We start from the raw sequence: 19,038 nt of genomic DNA on the forward strand, positions 1-19,038 counted from the left end.
TTTATCGGAATTTCTCCACATTTAAAGACACAGAGAACACTATTTTGGAAAAGTTTGACGCGATTGTAATAGGTGCGGGTGCCGCCGGACTGTTCTGTGCCGCGCAGGCTGGGCAGCGCGGGCTGCGGGTACTGGTGCTGGATAACGGCAAAAAAGCCGGGCGGAAAATCCTGATGTCCGGGGGCGGGCGCTGTAATTTTACCAACCTTTATACCGAACCGGCGGCGTATCTGAGCAAAAATCCGCATTTTTGTAAGTCAGCGCTCGCCCGTTATACGCAGTGGGACTTTATTGCCCTGGTGCAGAAATATCAGATTGCCTATCATGAGAAAACCCTCGGCCAGCTTTTCTGTGATGATTCTGCACAACAGATAGTTGATCTTCTGCTGGCGGAATGTGAACAGGGGAACGTGGTTATCCGCCTGCGCAGTGAGGTGACGGAGGTACAGAAACAGGGCGATGACTTCTGTGTAACCGTAAACGGAAAGATTGTGAGTGCCCACTCACTGGTGGTGGCCAGCGGCGGGTTGTCGATGCCGGGCCTGGGTGCGACTCCGCTGGGTTACCGCCTGGCGGAACAGTTTGGTCTGCCGGTATTGCCGACCCGCGCCGCGCTGGTACCTTTCACACTGCATAAACCACTGCTGGAAGCATTACAGACACTGTCCGGCGTGGCAGTGCCTGCCACAGTCACCGCACAGGATGGTACCCGATTCGCGGAAAATATCTTATTTACCCATCGTGGCCTGTCCGGCCCTGCGGTCCTGCAAATCTCCAGCTACTGGCACCCTGGTGAGTATGTGAGCATTAACTTACTTCCTGGCACCGATCTGACGGAGTTCTTTACCGTGCAGCGGGAAAAACACCCGAATCTGAGCCTGCGTAATGCACTGGCGAAGCTGTTACCAAAACGGCTGGTGGAGTGTTTACAGGCAACCGGTGATCTGCCGGATATTGCGCTGAACCAGTTATCCAAAGCTGCACAGCAGGAAATTACAGATAAATTGCAAAACTGGCAGGTGCAGCCGAATGGCACAGAAGGTTACCGGACAGCCGAAGTGACACTCGGCGGCGTGGACACGCAGGCACTCTCCTCCAAAACTATGGAAGCCCGCGATGTGCCGGGACTCTATTTTATCGGCGAAGTGACCGATGTGACCGGCTGGCTCGGTGGTTATAACTTCCAGTGGGCGTGGAGTTCAGCGTGGGCATGTGCGCAGGCACTGCCGTTTTCACCGGATGTTTAATCCCTGATAACCCTATGGAATTATTTAATTTTATTAAAATAAATCACTGTATCAGTGAGTTAACAGAAAACATCAGTGATTATACGAAATCCTGAGCAAAAAGTGCTTTACAAATGATACTGAGAACTATTATCATCAAATCACTTTCAGATGACCACCTTCAGGGTTCAGATGAAAGAACGACATTGCTCACATTGCTTCCAGTGTTTATTTAGCCAGCCCTGTGCTGGCTTTTTTTTTCCCTTTTTCCCCGGGGCCATTCGCGCTGCAGGTGCGTTGGCTTTTCTGCGTCATCCTCCGGCCTGTGGCTGTGTTGGCTTTGTTCGGCTACCCCGGTCACATACTGGTGTATGCTCCCGGGGATATCCTCACTTCGCCGCCTTGCCACAAACCGGATGATTTAGCAGATTCATTTTCTGTTTTTGACGGAGTTGAAGTACATGAGGGGTTAACCGGCAAAAAAAGGAAAGCATACAGCGCCATGGATGGAGCGAACCGAATCTGCGTCATCCTCCGGTCCGTGGCTGTGTTGGTTGCGCTCAGTATTCCGGGTCACATACTTGTGTATGCTCCCCGGAATCCTTCCCATACCGCCTTGCCACAAACCGGATGATTTAACAGATGAATTGTTTGGTTTTGATAATGTAAAAATTCATTCGGGAATAACCGGCAAAAAAAGGAAAGCGTAAAGCGCCATGGATGGCGCGATCCGAGCGGACAGGGATGTGTCAGCGTCTTTCCGCTTTGCTGGTTATCCCGCCGCCCGGGTCTGAAAGAAGATGGTTTGATGCTGCACTTATTCAAATTTTTTGAATTCTTGCGTTAAACCCGGCTACTGGTGAAATTAGCGGCAGGACGTAAACTTAACCTCATCAGATTGAGGAGAAAAATTATGATCTATGTACGCCCTGCAAATGAACGCGGCCATGCCAACCACGGCTGGCTCGACAGCTGGCACACCTTTTCGTTTGCCGATTATTATGACCGTAACTTTATGGGCTTTTCCGCCCTGCGGGTTATTAACGAAGACTTTATCGCGGAAGGCCAGGGGTTCGGTACCCATCCGCATAAAGACATGGAAATTCTGACCTATGTGCTGGGTGGTGCGGTGGAGCATCAGGACAGCATGGGGAATAAAGAGCAGGTGCCTGCCGGTGAGTTCCAGATCATGAGCGCCGGAACCGGGATCCGTCACTCGGAATATAATCCGGACAATGATAATCCGCTGCATCTGTATCAGATCTGGATTATCCCTGAAAAAACCGGTCTGACTCCGCGCTATGAACAGCGCCGGTTCGATGCGGCAAACGGACGCCGGCTGGTGCTTTCCCCGGATGCCCGTGACGGCTCGCTGAAAGTTTTTCAGGACATGACACTGTGGCGCTGGACACTGGCCGCCGGTGAAGAGGGTGAATATCAGCCTCAGAGCGGACGGATGGTCTGGATCCAGGTGGTGAAAGGTGAACTGACCGTGAATGGCCGGACGGTGAAAACCAGTGATGGCGTAGCTGTATGGGATGAAGCGTTAATCAGCCTGAAAGCCGCACAAGACAGTGAAATCCTGCTGTTTGATCTGCCGCCTGCTCAATAAAACAGAAAGCCCCGGATCATCTGATCCGGGGCTACTGTGTTGCTCACACTACTTTTCTTGTTATCCGGTTACAGCGAAGGCCCTGCACTAATCAGAGCCTGACCCGCCGGCGTGTCGGTATATTTATCAAAATTATTTATAAACCGCCCTGCGAGGTCTTCCGCTTTTTCCTGCCACTGCGCCACATTATCATATGTGTTGCGCGGGTCGAGTATATGACTGTCGACACCCGGCAGTTCGTGAGGAATGGCCAGATTAAAGACCGGCAGCGTATGTTTCGCCGCTTTATCAATATCCCCACTAAGAATGGCGTCTATGATAGCACGAGTATTCTTAATTGAAATGCGTTTTCCGGTTCCGTTCCACCCGGTGTTCACTAAATACGCTTTTGCCCCGGCCGCTTTCATCCGTTTTACCAGCACATCGGCGTACTGTGTCGGGTGCAGTGTCAGGAATGCCGCGCCGAAGCAGGCAGAGAAGGTTGGCGTCGGCTCTGTGACACCGCGCTCGGTACCGGCCAGTTTTGCGGTAAATCCGGATAAGAAATGATACTGCATCTGCTCCGGTGTCAGTTCCGCCACCGGCGGCAGCACACCGAAGGCATCGGCAGTCAGGAAAATCACATTGTTGGCGTGACCCGCTTTAGAAACCGGTTTAACAATGTTTTCAATATGATAGATAGGGTAAGAAACCCGGGTGTTTTCAGTTTTGCTGCCGTCATCAAAATCTACACTGCCGTCCGGGCGGACAACCACGTTTTCCAGCAGCGCATCGCGGCTGATGGCGTGATAAATATCCGGCTCTGCTTCCGCAGACAAATTAATGGTTTTGGCGTAGCAGCCGCCCTCAAAGTTAAAGACACCGTCATCATCCCAGCCGTGTTCGTCATCACCGATCAGCTTGCGTTTCGGATCCGTGGACAGCGTGGTTTTGCCGGTGCCGGACAGGCCGAAGAAAATCGCCACATCCCCTTTTTCACCCACGTTTGCCGAGCAGTGCATGGAGGCAATGCCCTGTAACGGCAGCAGATAGTTCATGATGGAGAACATGCCTTTCTTCATCTCACCGCCGTACCAGGTACCGCCGATAAGCTGGATGCGCTCGCTCAGATTGAACGCCACAAAGTTTTCCGAATTCAGTCCCTGTGCCTGCCAGTCCGGATTTACACATTTCGCGCCGTTCATCACAATGAAATCCGGTTCAAAATCATGCAGTTCGTTTTCATTCGGGCGGATAAACATGTTTTTGACGAAGTGTGCCTGCCAGGCAACCTCGGTAATAAAGCGGACTTTCAGGCGGGTATCGGCATTGGCGCCGCAGAAGGCGTCCACCACAAACAGGCGTTTACCGGATAACTGATTGGTGATCAGGTGTTTCAGGGAATTCCAGGTGTCCTGTGACAGCGGTTTGTTGTCGTTTTTGCCTTTTCCCTGATCCGCCCACCAGACGGTGTCACGGGTGAGGTCATCTCTGACCAGATATTTGTCTTTCGGTGAGCGGCCGGTAAAAATGCCGGTGTCCACCGCGACCGCGCCGCTGGTGGTGACGACACCGTGTTCATAACCGGTCAGGCCGGGACGGGTTTCTTCATCAAAGAGTAAGTCATAACTCGGGTTATAGATTATTTCTGCGGCATCACGGATACCATACTGCTCCAGTTCATTCACAGCCATCGTTTTTACGCTCATCCAAAGCCTCCGGGTTGTCGGAATATCTCCATATATCATAATTATTTACGACTGGTTAACAGCGATTGCTATCAAATAAATGAAAATCCGGATTTTATTTGGGTGTATTTTGTGAGCTGGCTCGATACCATAAGAAAAAATAAACAAAAAGGCCGCATCCGGGGAGCCCGGTGCGGCCTGGTGTTGCGTCAGCTAAAACGAATCAGTGCAGAGAAGCGTTTTTCTGAGTGCGGATTTCACGAATATTCTGTTCATCAAAGATATGATGAGCACCGCAGTATTCACACTCCATATCAATTTTGCCATCTTCCTGCAAAATATGATTAACATCTTCCTCCGGCAGTGTTACCAGCGTATCTGCGCAGCGTTCGCGGGAACAGCCGCAATGAAACGCTATCGGTGCCGGTTCATACAGCACAACGTCTTCTTCATGATAGAGACGGTACAGGATGGTTTCGGCATCCAGGGTAAAGAGCTCATCAGACGAAATAGTGGCAGTCAGCTGCATCAGGTGGCTGAACATGTTCTGTGTTTCTTCCTGCGTACGGGCTTCTGCCGATGCCGGCAGTGCCTGTAACAGCATCCCGGCAGCCTGCATTTTACCGTCGTGTTCCGCAACGCGGACAAACAGGCTGGTCGGCAGCTGTTCGGACTGGCGGAAATAGGCATCCAGACACGCTTCGAGGGTTTCCCCTTCCAGCGCCACAATACCCTGATAACGTTCGCCCTGACGCGGCGTAATCGTGATGACCATAAAGCCTTTGCCGATCATATCGTGGAAACCGGCACCGGCAGGCACATCGCCGTTCATACGGGCGATGCCGCGCATCTGCTGGCGGTCGTTGCCGTTGATCACTGCGAGACGGACCGGGCCGTCGCCCTGGATCTGAACGGTGATATCCCCTTCAAATTTCAGGGTTGCGGTCAGCAGACTGGTGCAGACCAGCAGTTCACCGAGCAGGCGGCGGACAGGCTCCGGATAATGATGGTTATCCAGGATCTGCTGTAATGTGCCGGAAGCATTGACCAGTTCTCCCCGGACATCACTTTTGTTAAACAGGAACCGGTGTAATGTATCTTGTCGTGCAGACATAATTTTCTCTCGTCTTAACCGCCGGTTATTCCGCGGTATCTGAATTACTGTGTTTAAATTTTAACAATGTCCGTCGTTCCTTTTTATCAGGACGTCGTTCCGGGTGCGGCATCGTCAGGGCATTCATTTTACGTGCAAGCGCGGTTTTTTCACGTTTTTCGATGCTCTCCGGGGTTTCTTCCCAGAGTGTCTGTGCCAGCGGCGCACTCAGGCGCTTGTCCGTAATCCCCAGTACGCGGATTGTCCGTTCATCATTTCCCTGACGCAGGACGATAACCGCGCCGTTTTCGACCAGTTTTCCGGGCTTGGTCCGCTGCCCGTTATAATGAACCTTGCCGCCGTCAATCATGGTTCTGGCGATAGAGCGGGTTTTATAAAACCGTGCCGCCCAGAGCCATTTATCAAGGCGGACAGGCTCTGTGACCTGTGAAGCCTGTTGCATGGTTACTCCGTGACAGACAGTGCAGCCGTTACGGCTGCACCTCAGAGGAAGGGTAGTCGTGCCGGAAGCAGTTGTCGTAATAACGGCGGATATCCGTCATCCGGCGGCGGCGCTGACGCCAGCGGATAAACGTATAGATGCCGTTGATAATGGCCAGAAGGGAAAAGACGACCAGTAAAATGCAGCTGCCGATAAACCGCGCCAGCATGACATTATCCGGCTGAAAGTGCAGCAGGATATGACGGGTGCCGTTGGCATCCACAGACACATCCGTGACAATGCCCTGAACCTCAAACGGGGTGTGCAGCAGCATATTGGAGAGCTTCTGCAGGGACTGCCAGTGTGCCAGCGGTGTCATTTCCTCTGTCTGTTCATTGACCGGGGCGTTCTCCACCAGGGATTTGCCTTCGTCACTGATCAGCAGCACACCACCAGGCGGCGGACTGTTCAGCCGCATTGCCGCATTTTCCACTTCTTTGTTTATAGCTGTAGATGTGGTGGCGATAACCAGCTTTTCCAAGGCCTCGGCACTTGCAGGACGCAATAAAACATTCGATTGCTCCAGTTTACCGGCTTTGGCGCGGGCTAATAAATTTTCCCAGTTCGGGGAATTCCCCAGATTGACGAGGGCATTTTTCAGCCGCACACAGTCACTGTTTTCAAATTCACATAATGCCTGGGTTTTCAGAACCAGTGAGGAAAAATCATCCAGCAGGCTCATTCCGGAGCGGGTGATAACATTGCGCAGACTGTCGTTCACCTTACGGGCTCCGGCATCGGGATGCAGCTGGTTATTCAGTTCGGCAAGCAGCGCGGCGGCGCGATCAACCTGTTCGGACTCGGGAACCGGAAGCGGGGAGGTGTTGTTCCAGTAAATACCGGAGCAGTCAAATGCGCGGAAATTGGGCTTATCCTGAGCGGAGAGGTTCGGCGGCATGTAACACATCCCTACGCCTTTGGCCTCGAGAAAATCCCCCACATAGAGCGGCATATTCTGGAGTTCACTGAAATTGGTGGTGACTTTGGTTTCTGTGCCGGTCAGCCAGTTCAGGGCCAGTTTAACCGGCAAATTGACCGGCTGATTGCAGGCCAGAACCAGAAGGGCAAAGGCGCTGGTCAGGGCGATCAGCAGATTTTTTCCGTAACGGTGATATGGGAAGCGGGTGGATTCCTCACGCAGGGAGAGGTATTTCCCCTGGCGGACCACCTGCTGATCCTCATACATTTCAATCTGTGTGACAGACCCGAGATCATGATGCAGCCAGGGTTCCCAGTGGCGCGGGTAGATAAGGTCGATACCGCCGAGTGAAATGCTGTGCTTCTGGCTGTGGTCAAAATCGCCGAACAGGCCCCAGCGTTTCGGGATCCCCCGGTAGCACTGAATATCCCGCAGACGGCGGCGGTTGCTGAGCGGGATCAGGGATAGAATGATGCCCGGCAGCAGCAGCCCGGCTCCGGCGGCCATCATCCAGTAAAATAAAAACGGCGGCATAAAAACCGCAGTGAGCGCCGTCAGCACGCCGCAGACAATCAGCGTGCCGCTGATAAACCCGTGACTGTGCTGCAGGTTATATTCCTGCCGGCTCTCTCTGCGTGTGCCGAGAAACTCAATATCAGCATTGCTGTTAGTCAGTATCGCGGCCTGTACCGGTACGTTGTTATTTTTTGTCATTGGCCTTGCCAGCGCGTGGTCATCAGTAAACTCACGTAAGTCATGACCGTTCAGCCCGACAATCATCGGTATCCCGTCAGTAAACATCACATCAATGACATTTGTGGCCTGAATAAATTCATCCAGAACCGCAGGCAGATAAACCTCGTTGCCTTCAATGTAATAATGCCACTGCTGCCCGTTTTTCTCCGGGATAGCATACCGGGTGATGCGGTTGCACAGACGATAGACGTGATCACTTTTTTTGGGGAAAGCCGGTAATGTAAAATGCAGATCATTACTGACCGCCTGCCGGGCAGCGCAGGTCAGATGGTGCTCAATGGCCTGAATTTCACCGGCACCCGGCCGGTGGTGTGTCAGGCTGGCCAGTGAAGGTAATACATAACCTGCCCGGCGCTGTCTCCGCCGGTGACTGATAACAGAAACCATTATAAGACAACCGATCACCAGAGCGGCCGTTATAATGAGGGTGATAGCCATTTTTTCCCCGTCGTAATTGCCTGTGCAGCATAACAGTGAAGGAAGCCGTTAAAAAATCGGCCTTTTCTGATTATGCAAAAAAATTATTTTAAATAACAGTCTGTTATAACTGATTATTTTCACTTTTACCTGCTGATTATGCTGTATGTTACCGTTATTTATTCATCCCGCCCGGTGCTTTTCTTTGTCTCAGGAACGGGTAATATGAAGCAGAGCAATAAGTGAGTGAACCAGGGAATTTACCCCGGTTTTTACTTATTCGCAAAGCGGTACTTTTTCACCCTGCACAGTTTTACTCTGTATGGTTGTACTGCGTTTTTATATTACGTACAGAGGCATACATGGCTGAATTACAAAAACCGAAAATTATCCGCATCGAGACTGTTGCCCAATCCCGTCTGTTTACTGTCCAGTCTGTTGCACTGAAATTCAGTAATGGTGCGGAACGGGTTTATGAGCGTATGCGTCCTGCAACCCGTGAATCTGTTCTGATTGTCCCTGTGGTAAATAACGAGCTTATCCTGATCCGGGAATACGCGGCGGGTGTGGACAGCTATGAGCTGGGCTTCCCGAAAGGTGCTGTCGATCCCGGTGAGGATATGCTGACTGCCGCCAACCGTGAGCTGAAAGAAGAAATCGGGTTCGGTGCCCGCACACTGACACCGCTGCGCCGCGTCACCATGTCCCCGTCCTATTTCTCCGGGCAGATGAATATCCTGCTGGCGGAAGGGCTGTATCCTGAAAAGCTGGAGGGCGATGAGCCGGAACCGCTGGTTCAGGAGCGCTGGCCGGTCAGTAAGATGATGGATCTGCTGACGCATCCGGATTTTAACGAGGCCCGCAATATTACCGCGCTGTTCCTGGCGCAGCAATTTTTACAGCGTACCGGCCATTAAGCTATTTTTAACACAAATAGGTTTGTGTTAATCATCGAAAAAAGATATGCATTTGTGTTAAGTAACAACGATTGAAAAAAAGGGCTGCCCTCAGGCAGCCCTTCTGTTTTTATCGGCTTAATCAGAACAGTTCTTCTGAACCGCCGTCCTGCTGGATAATAGTTGTACCCACTTCCGATACACCGTAATCAGTCGGCTCGGTACCTTTGATAAAGTATTCGGAACGGGAGTTTCCGCCGGAACCCAGCTTACCGGTGCTGCGGTTGATCTGAACGGAGATAATCCCCGGTGGCGGCGGATCTTTGCGTTCCGGTACCCCTTCCAGTGCAACTTTCATAAAGTCGTTCCAGATAGGCTGGGCGCTTTTCGCACCGGCCTCACCACGGCCGAGGTCACGGGCGTTTTCATCAAAACCAATCCAGACCGCAGCAACGATGTCGGGGCCGTAGCCGACAAACCAGGCATCTTTTGAGCTGTTGGTGGTACCGGTTTTACCGCCGAGGTCGCGGCGTTTGATATCCCGCATTGCCCGCCAGCCGGTTCCGCTCCAGCCCGGTTCGCCATAGATATTGGAGTTCATGGCGTCTTTGATCAGGAAGGCCACCTGGGTGCTGACCACATGCGGCGCATACGGGGAATCACTCCCTGCCTGCGGCGCTTTTTCCAGGTCGGCTTCCGGGGCTGCCGGCTGGTCATTTTCCTGCGGCTGGCTGTCTGATTTCGCCACGTCGTTTTCCAGCGCATCCTTGTTCAGGCTGCTTTCCAGGTCATGTGAACCTTCGCCGTAAATCACCGGAATGTTGGTGCACTGCGGACAGGCAATTTTCGGCTCTGCGGTAAACAGGGCTTTGCCTTCGGTGTTATCAATCCGGCTGATAAAATACGGGTCGACCAGATAGCCGCCGTTGGTCATCACGGCGTAGCCGCGCACCATCTGCATCGGCGTGAAGGAGGAAGAGCCGAGCGCCATGGATTCTGTCCGGACAATATTACTGTCCGGGAAGCCGAAGCGCAGCAGATAATCAGCGGCATAATTCACGCCCATTGCCCGCATGGCCCGCACCATCACCACGTTTTTCGATTGTCCCAGCCCCTGACGCAGACGGATCGGGCCGTCATAACGCGGTGGTGAGTTTTTTGGCCGCCAGTCCGGACCAGCACCATCCGCACGGACAATCGGCAGGTCATTGAGCAGGGAAGCGAGTGTCAGACCTTTATCCAGCGCGGCGGTATACAGCAACGGTTTGATGCTGGAGCCGACCTGGCGCAGAGACTGGGTGACACGGTTGAATTTGCTCAGCTCGAAATCAAAGCCGCCGACCAGTGCGATCACAGCGCCATCTGTTGGATTGAGCGCTACCAGGGCAGAGTTGACATCCGGGATCTGTGCCAGCATCCAGCGGTCTTTATTCTGACGCACCCAGATCTGCTCACCGGCATGCACTACGCCGTTTACCGCACGCGGCGCCGGACCCATAGCGCGATCAGAGATAAATTTGCGCGCCCAGCGCATGCTGTCCATGGTCAGGTCGATGGTGGAGCCGTCTTTGAGCATCACCTGTGCACGGTTAGCATCCGCACTCAGCACAACACCCGGGTTGAGCGGGCCGTAGACCTGTAACGTTTTCAGTTTGCTCAGGATCTGCTCTGTATCCCATGCCGCGCTGTTTTGCGGCCACAATACCTGCTGAGCTCCCCGGTAACCGTGGCGCATATCGTAGTCGATGATGCCGGTATGAACCGCATCTTCAGCACTGAGCTGATCTTTGCGTTTAACGGTGGTGTAGACCTTATAACCATCGGTATAGGCATTTTCACCGTACTTTTCAATCATTGCCATACGAACCATTTCTGCCAGATACGGCGCGGAAAAATCAATTTCCGGGGCGTGATAACGGGCTTCGATTGGCTCATTACGCGCTTCATCATACTGGGCGCGGGTAATGTAATTCTCTTCCAGCATCCGCGTCAGCACCACATTACGGCGGGCCAGGGCGCGGGATTTGGAGTAAAGCGGGTTAAAGGTGGACGGTGCCTTCGGCAGCCCGGCGATCACCGCAATCTCACTGAGAGTCAGCTGATCAAGGCTTTTGCCGAAATAGACATAAGCCGCAGCCCCCACGCCGTAAGCGCGCTGGCCGAGGTAAATTTTGTTCAGATACAGCCCGAGAATTTCATCTTTGGTCAGCATCTGTTCGATGCGGATGGCCAGGAACGCTTCCTTTACTTTACGGATAACGGTTTTTTCCGGGCTCAGGAAGAAGTTACGGGCAAGCTGCTGTGTGATGGTACTGGCGCCCTGTGAGGCACGACCGGAGGTCATGGCAACAGAAGCGGCACGGAAAATCCCGATCGGGTCGATTCCGTGGTGGTCATAGAAACGGCTGTCCTCCGTCGCGATAAAGGCATTCCTTACCATCGGCGGGATCTGGCTGAGTGTCAGCGGAATACGGCGTTTTTCACCGAACTGGGCAATCAGTTCGCCGTCCGCGCTGTAGACCTGCATTGGTGTCTGTAATTTGACATCTTTCAGTGTGGCCACATCGGGCAGGTCAGCCTCGACATATTTGTACATGCCATATATCGATGCTGCTCCAAGAAAAATGCAACAGACAACAAAGATCAATAAATACTTTAAGAACTTCACCTGAAAATTTCCGTTAGCCGTGTGGTGGACAGTTTATAAACAGCGACCCTGTAGTATAAAGGTTCATGCGTTTCTTGAATACGTATTTTGTAACTACAGGAAAATTAAGAGAAAAAAGTATTTCTCATATCAATAATACAGGGATGATTTATGCGGATTGCTTCACGGATGGCGGGAATTTCACTTCAGGACGGGGAGATCAGGATAGCACTGGCGCGGCGCGTATGCCGGAGGTGGTGTTTTGAGGATTTTATCACGCTGACACTGCCGGAAACGGAATCAGCCGAAAACGGTGTGCCCGGCCTGTCTGTAGTTGCGGCTGCACTGGCGCCATGGCGGCGGCGTATCCGCGGGCGGCCGGATTGCCGGGCGGCACTGCCGGTGTCACTCTGTCTTCAGCAGCAGATCCGCCTGCCGGAGAGCCGTGTCGCGCAGTCTGCGGTGGTGCCGCTGATAGATACCTGGCTGGCGCGCACATTTCCGGGGCGTCATCAGGATCTTATCTATGATTACCGGTGGTTTTCCGGCGATATTATTCTGACGGCGCTGCACCGTACTGTCCGTGATCAGTGGCTGTCGCTGGCGGCGGAACTCCGTGCGGATCTGACGGTACTCAGCATTATTCCCTGTGCGCTGCGCTGTTTTGCCCGCGCCCGCGGTGTGGCCGCACAGGACTGGCTGGTTTTCCGCCAGGGAAACAGTCTCTGCTGGACCGCCGGTGAAATGCAGCCGGTACTGAGCGGACGGGCTGACCTGACCCTGCCGTCATTACTGACAGAGCTGAAAACACAGGGTTTTGATGAGTCACAGGCGGCACTGTGCTGCCTGCACGATACTGCGCTGCTGCCGCAGGCATGGCAGCGGGAATGCCGGCGTTACCGCAATGCGGAGGCGGACGATGTCCCGCCGGGCTACGCGGCGGCGGCAGGAATGGTACTCTGCGGGGAGGAGCGGCTATGACACACCGGGTGAATCTGACCGCCTGGCGCTCCCGGCTGAAACGGCAAATCTGCCGCCGGATGGCTTTCCGGTTTCTGATGGCAGGCGGCGTGCTGTTATCCGCACTGCTGCCGGTTTATCTGTTTCATTCACTGAATGTGCAGCATCTGGTGTTGTTACAGGCCGCATTTGATGAGCGGGAAATCCGCCTTGAGCCGCAGCGGGCTGAACTTGCCCGTCAGCGTGCGCTACAGCGGCAGGCGGAAACGGAAAATCTGCGTCAGCAGCAGACTGCACGGGAAAACCGCCGTTACCGGGATTTGCTGGTTTTTTTGCAGGCTCAGCTGCCGGAAGATGCCTGGCTGGCACGTTATCAGGCAGAGCAGCAAAAGCATGATACAGAAAGCAGTGTGCGCCATGCCCTGTCGGTGAACCGCCGTCAGGTGATTGTCCCGTCTCATCCTTTATTACAGCGGGTACCGCCGGGGCTGATGCCGCTCAGGCTGATCAGCCTGCAGCATCACAAAACAGCCGGGATCCGGCAGTTTATATTGGTGACCGGGAGGAGCCGGTCATGAATCTGAACACAGTATGGCGCTGTGCGCAGTACCGGCGCGTGCAGTGGGGAGTGACTGCCGGGATCTGGTTATCGGCCGGTGTGGTGTTCTGGTGTTTTTATCTGCAACCGGCAGCAGGGGAAACGGAAATGCGGTTCCGGCAGTTGCAGCGGCTGACAGCACTGTCAGAACAGGCGGTGCCGGAAACGGTGGTTCTGCCGCCCCCGGATATCCCGCCGCTGTTTACCTTACTGCCCGAAAATGCGCTGCCGTTGCTGACCGGCTGGCAGCAGGAGCCGCCGGAACAGCCGGAACGCTGGGTGCTGACCTTTGAGGCGCATTACCCTGAGCTGGCGGCGCTGCTCGATACCCTCAGCGGGGAGGTGACTCAGTTGCCGATCACCCGGCTTTCGCTGCACCCGCTGACACCCGGAACCTCCTCATCCCCGCCGCTGTTGCAGATGACACTGCATCTGGCATTACCGGGGGCGGATTCACCGGGTCCGGAAAAGGAATGGCATGATGATGAATAAAGCAAAATCAGCCGCCCGGCTGATCACCGGTTGTTGTCTGCTGCTTGCGGCAGCGGCTCCCGGCGGGCAGCATCCGCGGGATCTTTTTCAGCCTGTCGTCATCAGTGAGGAACCGGCCGTGCTGACAGAACTCCCCGTGATGTATTCCCCGCCGCTGATACCGGAAAGCGGGCAGAGCCGCACATTTACCCTGCAATATGCGGATGCGGCGGACATGCTGGCCCTGCTGAAACAGCATCACGGGGAATGGTTTACAGATAATAAAGCGCCGGAAGCCGACCCGCTGACAAATTCCCTCTTTATAGAAGCACAACCGGATGTGCTGTCGCGGGCGGAAGCCTGGCTGACACAGATGGATCAGCCGCAGCAGCAGGTGCAGATTACGGCGCATATTGTGTCCGGCTCGCGGGAAGGGCTGCATGAGCTGGGGCTGCAGTGGGGAACGGTGCTGCCGTCACCGGAGTCCGGTAACCGCCTGCAACTGCATCAGGCGCGGGGAAATAACACTTTTACCTTTAATATCGCCCGTCTTGGCGGGCATCTGCTGGAGATGGAACTGAGTGCGCTGGAGCAGGAGCAGCAACTGGATATTGTTGCCAGCCCGCGCCTGACCACGGCGCACGAGCATCCCGCCAGTATCAAACAAGGGGCGGAAATTCCGTACACCACGCAAAACCATGAGTCCGGCTCACAGGTGCAGTTCCGCGAGGCGGTGCTGGGGATGGAGGTAACACCGCAGATCCTGCGGGATAATAAGGTGCGTCTGACACTGCATATCAGCCGCAATGCTCCCGGTGCGGCACTGATGCAGAACGGCAGCGAGCAGTATTCCATTGATAAGCAGGAAATCACCACACAGGTGATTGTCCGCAGCGGGGAAACCCTGATCCTCGGGGGGATTTTTCAGCAGGATAAAGGCAGGCAGGTGACCGGGGTGCCGTATTTATCGTCGATCCCATTGATGGGAAAGCTTTTTACTCATCAATACGATAAACTCAGCCGCCGTGAATTAGTGATATTCATTACACCGCAGTTGATCGATATTTAGTAACTGTATCAATATCAGCATGTTGTATCATTATTCACGGATTATATGCGCAGAATAACGGATTTATTTACCGGTTCTGCGGTGTTATACATTTGACGATTGCAACGATTTAGCATACAAGAGTTAGCAAATTTAGCAGGTATGAAATCACTGCCGCCGTAAAATATGCCGTTAATCCGTTGACGGACAACGTCCTGATTCTCAGATCGCGCCTTATGTTTCTGTACAGCTCCTGTTTTCAGGAGGATTCACGGAAATATAAGGCGCGGTTTTTCGCAGGCGTTATGATAGTATGTGCGGATGTTCAGAGGCCGGATTGCGACAGGCGTCACACAGCAGCACCTGAGGTATCTTTCCGGTTTCGTGCCGGTATGGTTGCAATCGGGCAGAATGTGCGGAGATAATTTCAGGTTACTCACGCAGATTCACTCATGAGGTTTCATTTGAGGTCCCGCCGCTGATCGGGTGAGCGGGGCGGGTTATCATTAACGAATATTCTTAGTTATACCAAAAACATGGCAGAGAAACGCAATATCTTTCTTGTCGGCCCGATGGGTGCCGGCAAAAGTACTATTGGTCGTCAGCTGGCTCAGCAATTAAATATGGAATTCTTTGATTCCGACCAGGAAATTGAACGCCGCACCGGAGCCGATGTGGGCTGGGTGTTTGATGTCGAAGGTGAAGAAGGTTTTCGCCTGCGTGAAGAAAAAATCATCAATGAACTGACTGAAAAGCAGGGTATCGTCCTGGCTACCGGCGGGGGTTCCGTCAAGTCACGGGAGACCCGCAACCGCCTGTCTGCGCGGGGTGTGGTTGTGTACCTTGAGACCAATATTGAAAAACAACTGGCCCGGACACAGCGCGATAAAAAGCGTCCGTTGTTACAGGTCGATGAGCCGGTCCGGGAAGTCCTGGTTAAACTGGCCGATGAACGCAATCCGATGTATGAAGAGATCGCGGATATCACTATCCATACCGATGATCAGAGTGCAAAAGTGGTTGCAAATCAAATTATTGAACTGTTAGAAACCAACAGTTAATTTCATTTTACCGGCAACATGCGGAGGTGCCATGGAAAAAGTGACTGTGACTCTGGGTGAGCGTGCTTATCCTATTTCAATTGCTCCGGGTCTCTTTTCCCTCTCCGGCACCTTTGCGCCGCTGACCACCGGTCAGCGTGCAATGATAGTTACTAACGAAACCCTTGCCCCGCTGTATCTTCAGATACTGACCGACAACCTTGCGCAAGCCGGCGTACAGGCGGATTCCGTGATTCTGCCGGACGGCGAGCAGTATAAATCCCTGACCACCCTTGACCGTATTTTTACCACGCTGCTGGAAAACAATCACGGGCGTGACACCACACTGATTGCGCTGGGCGGCGGTGTTATCGGTGATCTGACCGGATTTGCGGCAGCGAGCTATCAGCGCGGCGTCCGTTTTATTCAGGTGCCGACCACGCTGCTGTCTCAGGTGGATTCGTCTGTCGGCGGTAAAACCGGCGTGAACCATCCGCTGGGTAAAAATATGATTGGTGCCTTCTGGCAGCCGGTCAGTGTGGTGATTGATCTCGATTGCCTGAAAACCCTGCCGCGCCGTGAACTGGCATCAGGGCTGGCGGAAGTCATCAAATACGGCATTATTCTGGATCACGATTTCTTTATCTGGCTGGAAAATAATATCGACCGTCTGCTGGCACTTGAGCCGCAGGCGATGGCGTACTGCATCCGCCGCTGCTGTGAACTGAAAGCAGAAGTGGTGGCTGCGGATGAAAAAGAGACCAGCGGGCTGCGCGCACTGCTGAATCTCGGCCATACATTCGGCCACGCCATTGAGGCGGAAATGGGCTATGGTGTCTGGCTGCACGGCGAGGCAGTCGCCGCAGGGATGGTGATGGCTGCACGCACGGCTGAACTGCTCGGGACCTTCCGCCCGGAAGAGACAGAGCGGGTCATTGCGCTGCTTACCCGCGCCGGGCTGCCGGTGCGCGGACCGGAATCCATGCCGGCGGATGCGTATCTGCCGCACATGATGCGGGATAAAAAAGTGCAGGGCGGTAAACTGCACCTGATTGTCCCGGAAACGATCGGCCGGTCAGTTGTCCGTGCGGATATCCCGCATGACAGGGTGCTGGCTGCCATTCAGTCCGTGTAACGGAAGCAGCGGCAGAAGTTTTTTGATATCTGTCTCGCTGAGTGCCGGGAAAATGGTTACACTACGCATTATGACGCACTCACCGGGCGTCAGTTCTCTTCTGTTATATCCAAAGACACAGTTTCTGCTCTGATGGGAGGGCAAAATGGACGGCTTTAAACCCGAAAAGCAAGAACCACAGATTTTCAGCCAGCCGGATGATGAATCTATCCGTCCGGACGCATCTGACAGACCGGAGCGCCCTGAACGCCGTAATCCGCGTCCGCGCCCGCAGCAGTCACGGCCTAAGTTTGCCGTCTCGCGCCAGCAGATGATGATCGGCGTGGCGGTTGTGGTCCTGGTGTTACTGATTATCGCGATAAGCTCCGCGCTGAAATCGCCGTCAGAGCCGGAAGCACAGCCGCAGGCACAGAACGGCGAGCGCCCGATTACCCTCGGCACCGGCAGCAATGACGGTGCAACACAGTTACAGCCAACCGAACCGGTTCCGTCACAGACCGGGCAGACCGGCGTGAATCTCCCTGCTATCAATAACCTGCCGACACAGGCACAGCAGCCGTCACAGACAACCGGCACCGGCCAGCGCGTGGATATCCCGGGGGATATTAACGATGCCCTGAATCAGGGAAATACGCAGGCGGGTATTAATAATGCGGCGCAGCAGAATATGAATAATCTGCCGCCGGTGGTCACTCCGAAGGAAGAGCCGAAGAAACCGCTTCAGCAGGTGAAACCGCAACCGGTGAAAACCACCACGGCAACACCGGCCAAACCGCGTGAAACCACCAAACCGGCCACAGCGGCACCGGCTCCGTCAAAAAGCGGTACCGCGATCGCCAAAGCCCCTGCCGGGAATTATACCCTGCAGCTGAGCAGTGCGAGCCGTGCGGATACACTGAAAGCCTTTGCGCAGAAGCACGGGTTATCCAACTATCAGGTTTATGAGACAACACGTAACGGAAAATCGTGGTACGTCCTGGTGTACGGTAATTTCCCGACAGTCGGGGATGCAAAACGGGAAGTTGAGCGTCTGCCTGCCGAAATTCAGGGAAAAAAACCGTGGGTCAGAAAGATGCAGCAAGTGCATCAGGACATGAAATAATAAACACGGATTCCGTCAGGTGCTGATTTGCTGTCTGAAACAGAGCAGAATCGGCGGCTCTGGCCTTTTTGAGCAATGATTACAGACAGCATGAAGAAACAACGCGCATTTTTGAAGTGGGCCGGCGGAAAATACACTCTGGCAGATGAAATAAAACGGCATCTGCCGGAGGGTGATTGCCTTATTGAGCCCTTTGTCGGCGCGGGGTCGGTTTTTCTCAATACAGATTATCCGCGCTATGTGCTGGCGGATATCAACAGTGATCTGATCCACCTCTATACGATGGTGAAGCAGCGGACCCGGGAATTTATCGATGAGTCCCGCAAGCTGTTCACGCCGCAGTTTAATGATGAATTACAGTACTATGCGCTGCGGGAACAATTTAATCAGAGCACGGATCATTTCGAGCGCAGCATTCTGTTTCTCTATCTGAACCGTCATTGTTATAACGGTTTGTGCCGTTATAATTCCAAAGGCCGGTTTAATGTGCCCTTCGGGCGCTACCGCAAACCCTATTTCCCGGAAGCCGAACTGTTGTGGTTCGCAGAAAAAGCCCGCAACGCCGTGTTTGTCTGCCAGTCTTATGTGACCAGCATGGAAAATGCAGGTACCGGGGATATCGTTTATTGTGATCCGCCTTATGCGCCGTTATCACTGACAGCTAATTTTACGGCGTATCACACCAGCGGATTCGGGTTACCGGAGCAGCAGAATCTGGCACAGCTGGCACAAATGCTTTCGTCGGATCGCAAAATTCCGGTTCTGATCTCGAATCATGACACCCCGCTGACCCGGGAGTGGTATCATCAGGCGCAACTGCATATTGTCAAAGTGCGCCGCACTATCAGCCGCAACACACTTAACCGCCAGAAAGTGAATGAATTACTGGCGCTTTACCGCGGACAGTAAGCCGTTGAACCCGGCGGCGTCTTATTAAGAGGAAACAGGA

Annotated in this window: 16 protein-coding genes; 11 read left to right on the forward strand and 5 right to left on the reverse strand. The window is 53.7% G+C overall.

Annotated features, from left to right (window positions below):
• The first annotated feature begins 44 nt into the window (after window positions 1–44).
• Complete coding sequence (locus ACSBQN_RS16445) at window positions 45–1,247, forward strand: NAD(P)/FAD-dependent oxidoreductase (RefSeq protein ID WP_036409594.1); 1,203 nt, start codon at window positions 45–47, stop codon at window positions 1,245–1,247.
• An 892-nt stretch (window positions 1,248–2,139) separates the two neighbouring features.
• The gene (locus tag ACSBQN_RS16450; RefSeq protein WP_081119836.1) at window positions 2,140–2,838 is read left to right on the forward strand and encodes a pirin family protein; all 699 of its coding nucleotides are present in this window, start codon (window positions 2,140–2,142) and stop codon (window positions 2,836–2,838) included.
• A 68-nt stretch (window positions 2,839–2,906) separates the two neighbouring features.
• On the opposite strand, the gene pckA is transcribed toward ACSBQN_RS16450, so the two are convergent.
• The 4 genes from pckA to ACSBQN_RS16470 form a co-directional block, all read right to left on the reverse strand.
• On the reverse strand, window positions 2,907–4,526 hold the full coding sequence (gene pckA / locus ACSBQN_RS16455; protein WP_024474686.1) for a phosphoenolpyruvate carboxykinase (ATP): 1,620 nt from the start codon (window positions 4,524–4,526) through the stop codon (window positions 2,907–2,909).
• Between the two features lie 202 nt (window positions 4,527–4,728).
• Window positions 4,729–5,619 (reverse strand): Hsp33 family molecular chaperone HslO, encoded by an 891-nt coding sequence (gene hslO, locus ACSBQN_RS16460; protein WP_024474687.1) that lies wholly within the window; start codon window positions 5,617–5,619, stop codon window positions 4,729–4,731.
• Between the two features lie 25 nt (window positions 5,620–5,644).
• Entirely contained in the window at window positions 5,645–6,061 is a 417-nt protein-coding gene (hslR, locus tag ACSBQN_RS16465) for a ribosome-associated heat shock protein Hsp15 (RefSeq protein ID WP_004238575.1), read from the reverse strand.
• Between the two features lie 28 nt (window positions 6,062–6,089).
• Window positions 6,090–8,213, reverse strand: a complete 2,124-nt coding sequence (locus ACSBQN_RS16470; RefSeq protein WP_024474688.1) for an IgaA/UmoB family intracellular growth attenuator — start codon at window positions 8,211–8,213, stop codon at window positions 6,090–6,092.
• A gap of 341 nt (window positions 8,214–8,554) precedes the next feature.
• On the opposite strand from ACSBQN_RS16470, the gene nudE reads away from it, so the two are divergent.
• A complete protein-coding gene (gene nudE / locus ACSBQN_RS16475) occupies window positions 8,555–9,109 on the forward strand; it encodes an ADP compounds hydrolase NudE (protein ID WP_004238577.1) in 555 nt (184 codons plus the stop codon).
• A gap of 121 nt (window positions 9,110–9,230) precedes the next feature.
• Here nudE and mrcA read toward each other — a convergent pair whose 3' ends face one another.
• Complete coding sequence (gene mrcA / locus ACSBQN_RS16480; protein ID WP_036409599.1) at window positions 9,231–11,756, reverse strand: peptidoglycan glycosyltransferase/peptidoglycan DD-transpeptidase MrcA; 2,526 nt, start codon at window positions 11,754–11,756, stop codon at window positions 9,231–9,233.
• Between the two features lie 150 nt (window positions 11,757–11,906).
• On the opposite strand from mrcA, the gene ACSBQN_RS16485 reads away from it, so the two are divergent.
• The 8 genes from ACSBQN_RS16485 to dam all read left to right on the forward strand — a co-directional run bounded on the left by ACSBQN_RS16485 (window position 11,907) and on the right by dam (window position 18,998).
• Window positions 11,907–12,716 (forward strand): hypothetical protein, encoded by an 810-nt coding sequence (locus ACSBQN_RS16485; protein ID WP_354633073.1) that lies wholly within the window; start codon window positions 11,907–11,909, stop codon window positions 12,714–12,716.
• The gene (locus ACSBQN_RS16490) at window positions 12,713–13,273 is read left to right on the forward strand and encodes a hypothetical protein (RefSeq protein WP_354633074.1); all 561 of its coding nucleotides are present in this window, start codon (window positions 12,713–12,715) and stop codon (window positions 13,271–13,273) included. The genes ACSBQN_RS16485 and ACSBQN_RS16490 overlap by 4 nt, the downstream gene beginning before the upstream one ends.
• Entirely contained in the window at window positions 13,270–13,785 is a 516-nt protein-coding gene (locus tag ACSBQN_RS16495) for a hypothetical protein (protein ID WP_354633075.1), read from the forward strand. Before ACSBQN_RS16490 ends, ACSBQN_RS16495 begins: the two co-directional genes overlap by 4 nt.
• The gene (locus ACSBQN_RS16500) at window positions 13,772–14,833 is read left to right on the forward strand and encodes a secretin N-terminal domain-containing protein (protein ID WP_241770888.1); all 1,062 of its coding nucleotides are present in this window, start codon (window positions 13,772–13,774) and stop codon (window positions 14,831–14,833) included. Before ACSBQN_RS16495 ends, ACSBQN_RS16500 begins: the two co-directional genes overlap by 14 nt.
• 515 nt (window positions 14,834–15,348) lie before the next feature.
• The gene (aroK, locus tag ACSBQN_RS16505; RefSeq protein WP_004237896.1) at window positions 15,349–15,873 is read left to right on the forward strand and encodes a shikimate kinase AroK; all 525 of its coding nucleotides are present in this window, start codon (window positions 15,349–15,351) and stop codon (window positions 15,871–15,873) included.
• A gap of 31 nt (window positions 15,874–15,904) precedes the next feature.
• On the forward strand, window positions 15,905–16,987 hold the full coding sequence (gene aroB / locus ACSBQN_RS16510; RefSeq protein ID WP_354633076.1) for a 3-dehydroquinate synthase: 1,083 nt from the start codon (window positions 15,905–15,907) through the stop codon (window positions 16,985–16,987).
• A 145-nt stretch (window positions 16,988–17,132) separates the two neighbouring features.
• Window positions 17,133–18,089, forward strand: a complete 957-nt coding sequence (locus tag ACSBQN_RS16515) for an SPOR domain-containing protein (RefSeq protein WP_024474695.1) — start codon at window positions 17,133–17,135, stop codon at window positions 18,087–18,089.
• Window positions 18,090–18,179: 90 nt separating this feature from the next.
• Window positions 18,180–18,998 carry an adenine-specific DNA-methyltransferase gene (dam, locus tag ACSBQN_RS16520; protein ID WP_024474696.1) on the forward strand — a complete coding sequence of 273 codons (819 nt, stop codon included), beginning with the start codon at window positions 18,180–18,182 and terminating at the stop codon, window positions 18,996–18,998.
• Window positions 18,999–19,038: the final 40 nt, after the last annotated feature.

This window comes from Morganella sp. B601, assembly GCF_051172335.1.
Lineage (GTDB): Bacteria > Pseudomonadota > Gammaproteobacteria > Enterobacterales > Enterobacteriaceae > Morganella > Morganella morganii.

Excerpts from the sequence above, each read along its gene's own strand:
- aroB (WP_354633076.1), top strand. The coding sequence starts at position 15,905 with ATGGAAAAAGTGACTGTGACTCTGGGTGAGCGTGCTTATCCTATTTCA.
- pckA (WP_024474686.1), bottom strand. The coding sequence starts at position 4,526 with ATGAGCGTAAAAACGATGGCTGTGAATGAACTGGAGCAGTATGGTATC.
- aroK (WP_004237896.1), top strand. The coding sequence starts at position 15,349 with ATGGCAGAGAAACGCAATATCTTTCTTGTCGGCCCGATGGGTGCCGGC.
- ACSBQN_RS16450 (WP_081119836.1), top strand. The coding sequence starts at position 2,140 with ATGATCTATGTACGCCCTGCAAATGAACGCGGCCATGCCAACCACGGC.
- ACSBQN_RS16500 (WP_241770888.1), top strand. The coding sequence starts at position 13,772 with ATGATGATGAATAAAGCAAAATCAGCCGCCCGGCTGATCACCGGTTGT.
- ACSBQN_RS16470 (WP_024474688.1), bottom strand. The coding sequence starts at position 8,213 with ATGGCTATCACCCTCATTATAACGGCCGCTCTGGTGATCGGTTGTCTT.
- nudE (WP_004238577.1), top strand. The coding sequence starts at position 8,555 with ATGGCTGAATTACAAAAACCGAAAATTATCCGCATCGAGACTGTTGCC.
- hslR (WP_004238575.1), bottom strand. The coding sequence starts at position 6,061 with ATGCAACAGGCTTCACAGGTCACAGAGCCTGTCCGCCTTGATAAATGG.
- ACSBQN_RS16490 (WP_354633074.1), top strand. The coding sequence starts at position 12,713 with ATGACACACCGGGTGAATCTGACCGCCTGGCGCTCCCGGCTGAAACGG.
- ACSBQN_RS16515 (WP_024474695.1), top strand. The coding sequence starts at position 17,133 with ATGGACGGCTTTAAACCCGAAAAGCAAGAACCACAGATTTTCAGCCAG.
- dam (WP_024474696.1), top strand. The coding sequence starts at position 18,180 with ATGAAGAAACAACGCGCATTTTTGAAGTGGGCCGGCGGAAAATACACT.
- hslO (WP_024474687.1), bottom strand. The coding sequence starts at position 5,619 with ATGTCTGCACGACAAGATACATTACACCGGTTCCTGTTTAACAAAAGT.
- ACSBQN_RS16495 (WP_354633075.1), top strand. The coding sequence starts at position 13,270 with ATGAATCTGAACACAGTATGGCGCTGTGCGCAGTACCGGCGCGTGCAG.
- ACSBQN_RS16485 (WP_354633073.1), top strand. The coding sequence starts at position 11,907 with ATGCGGATTGCTTCACGGATGGCGGGAATTTCACTTCAGGACGGGGAG.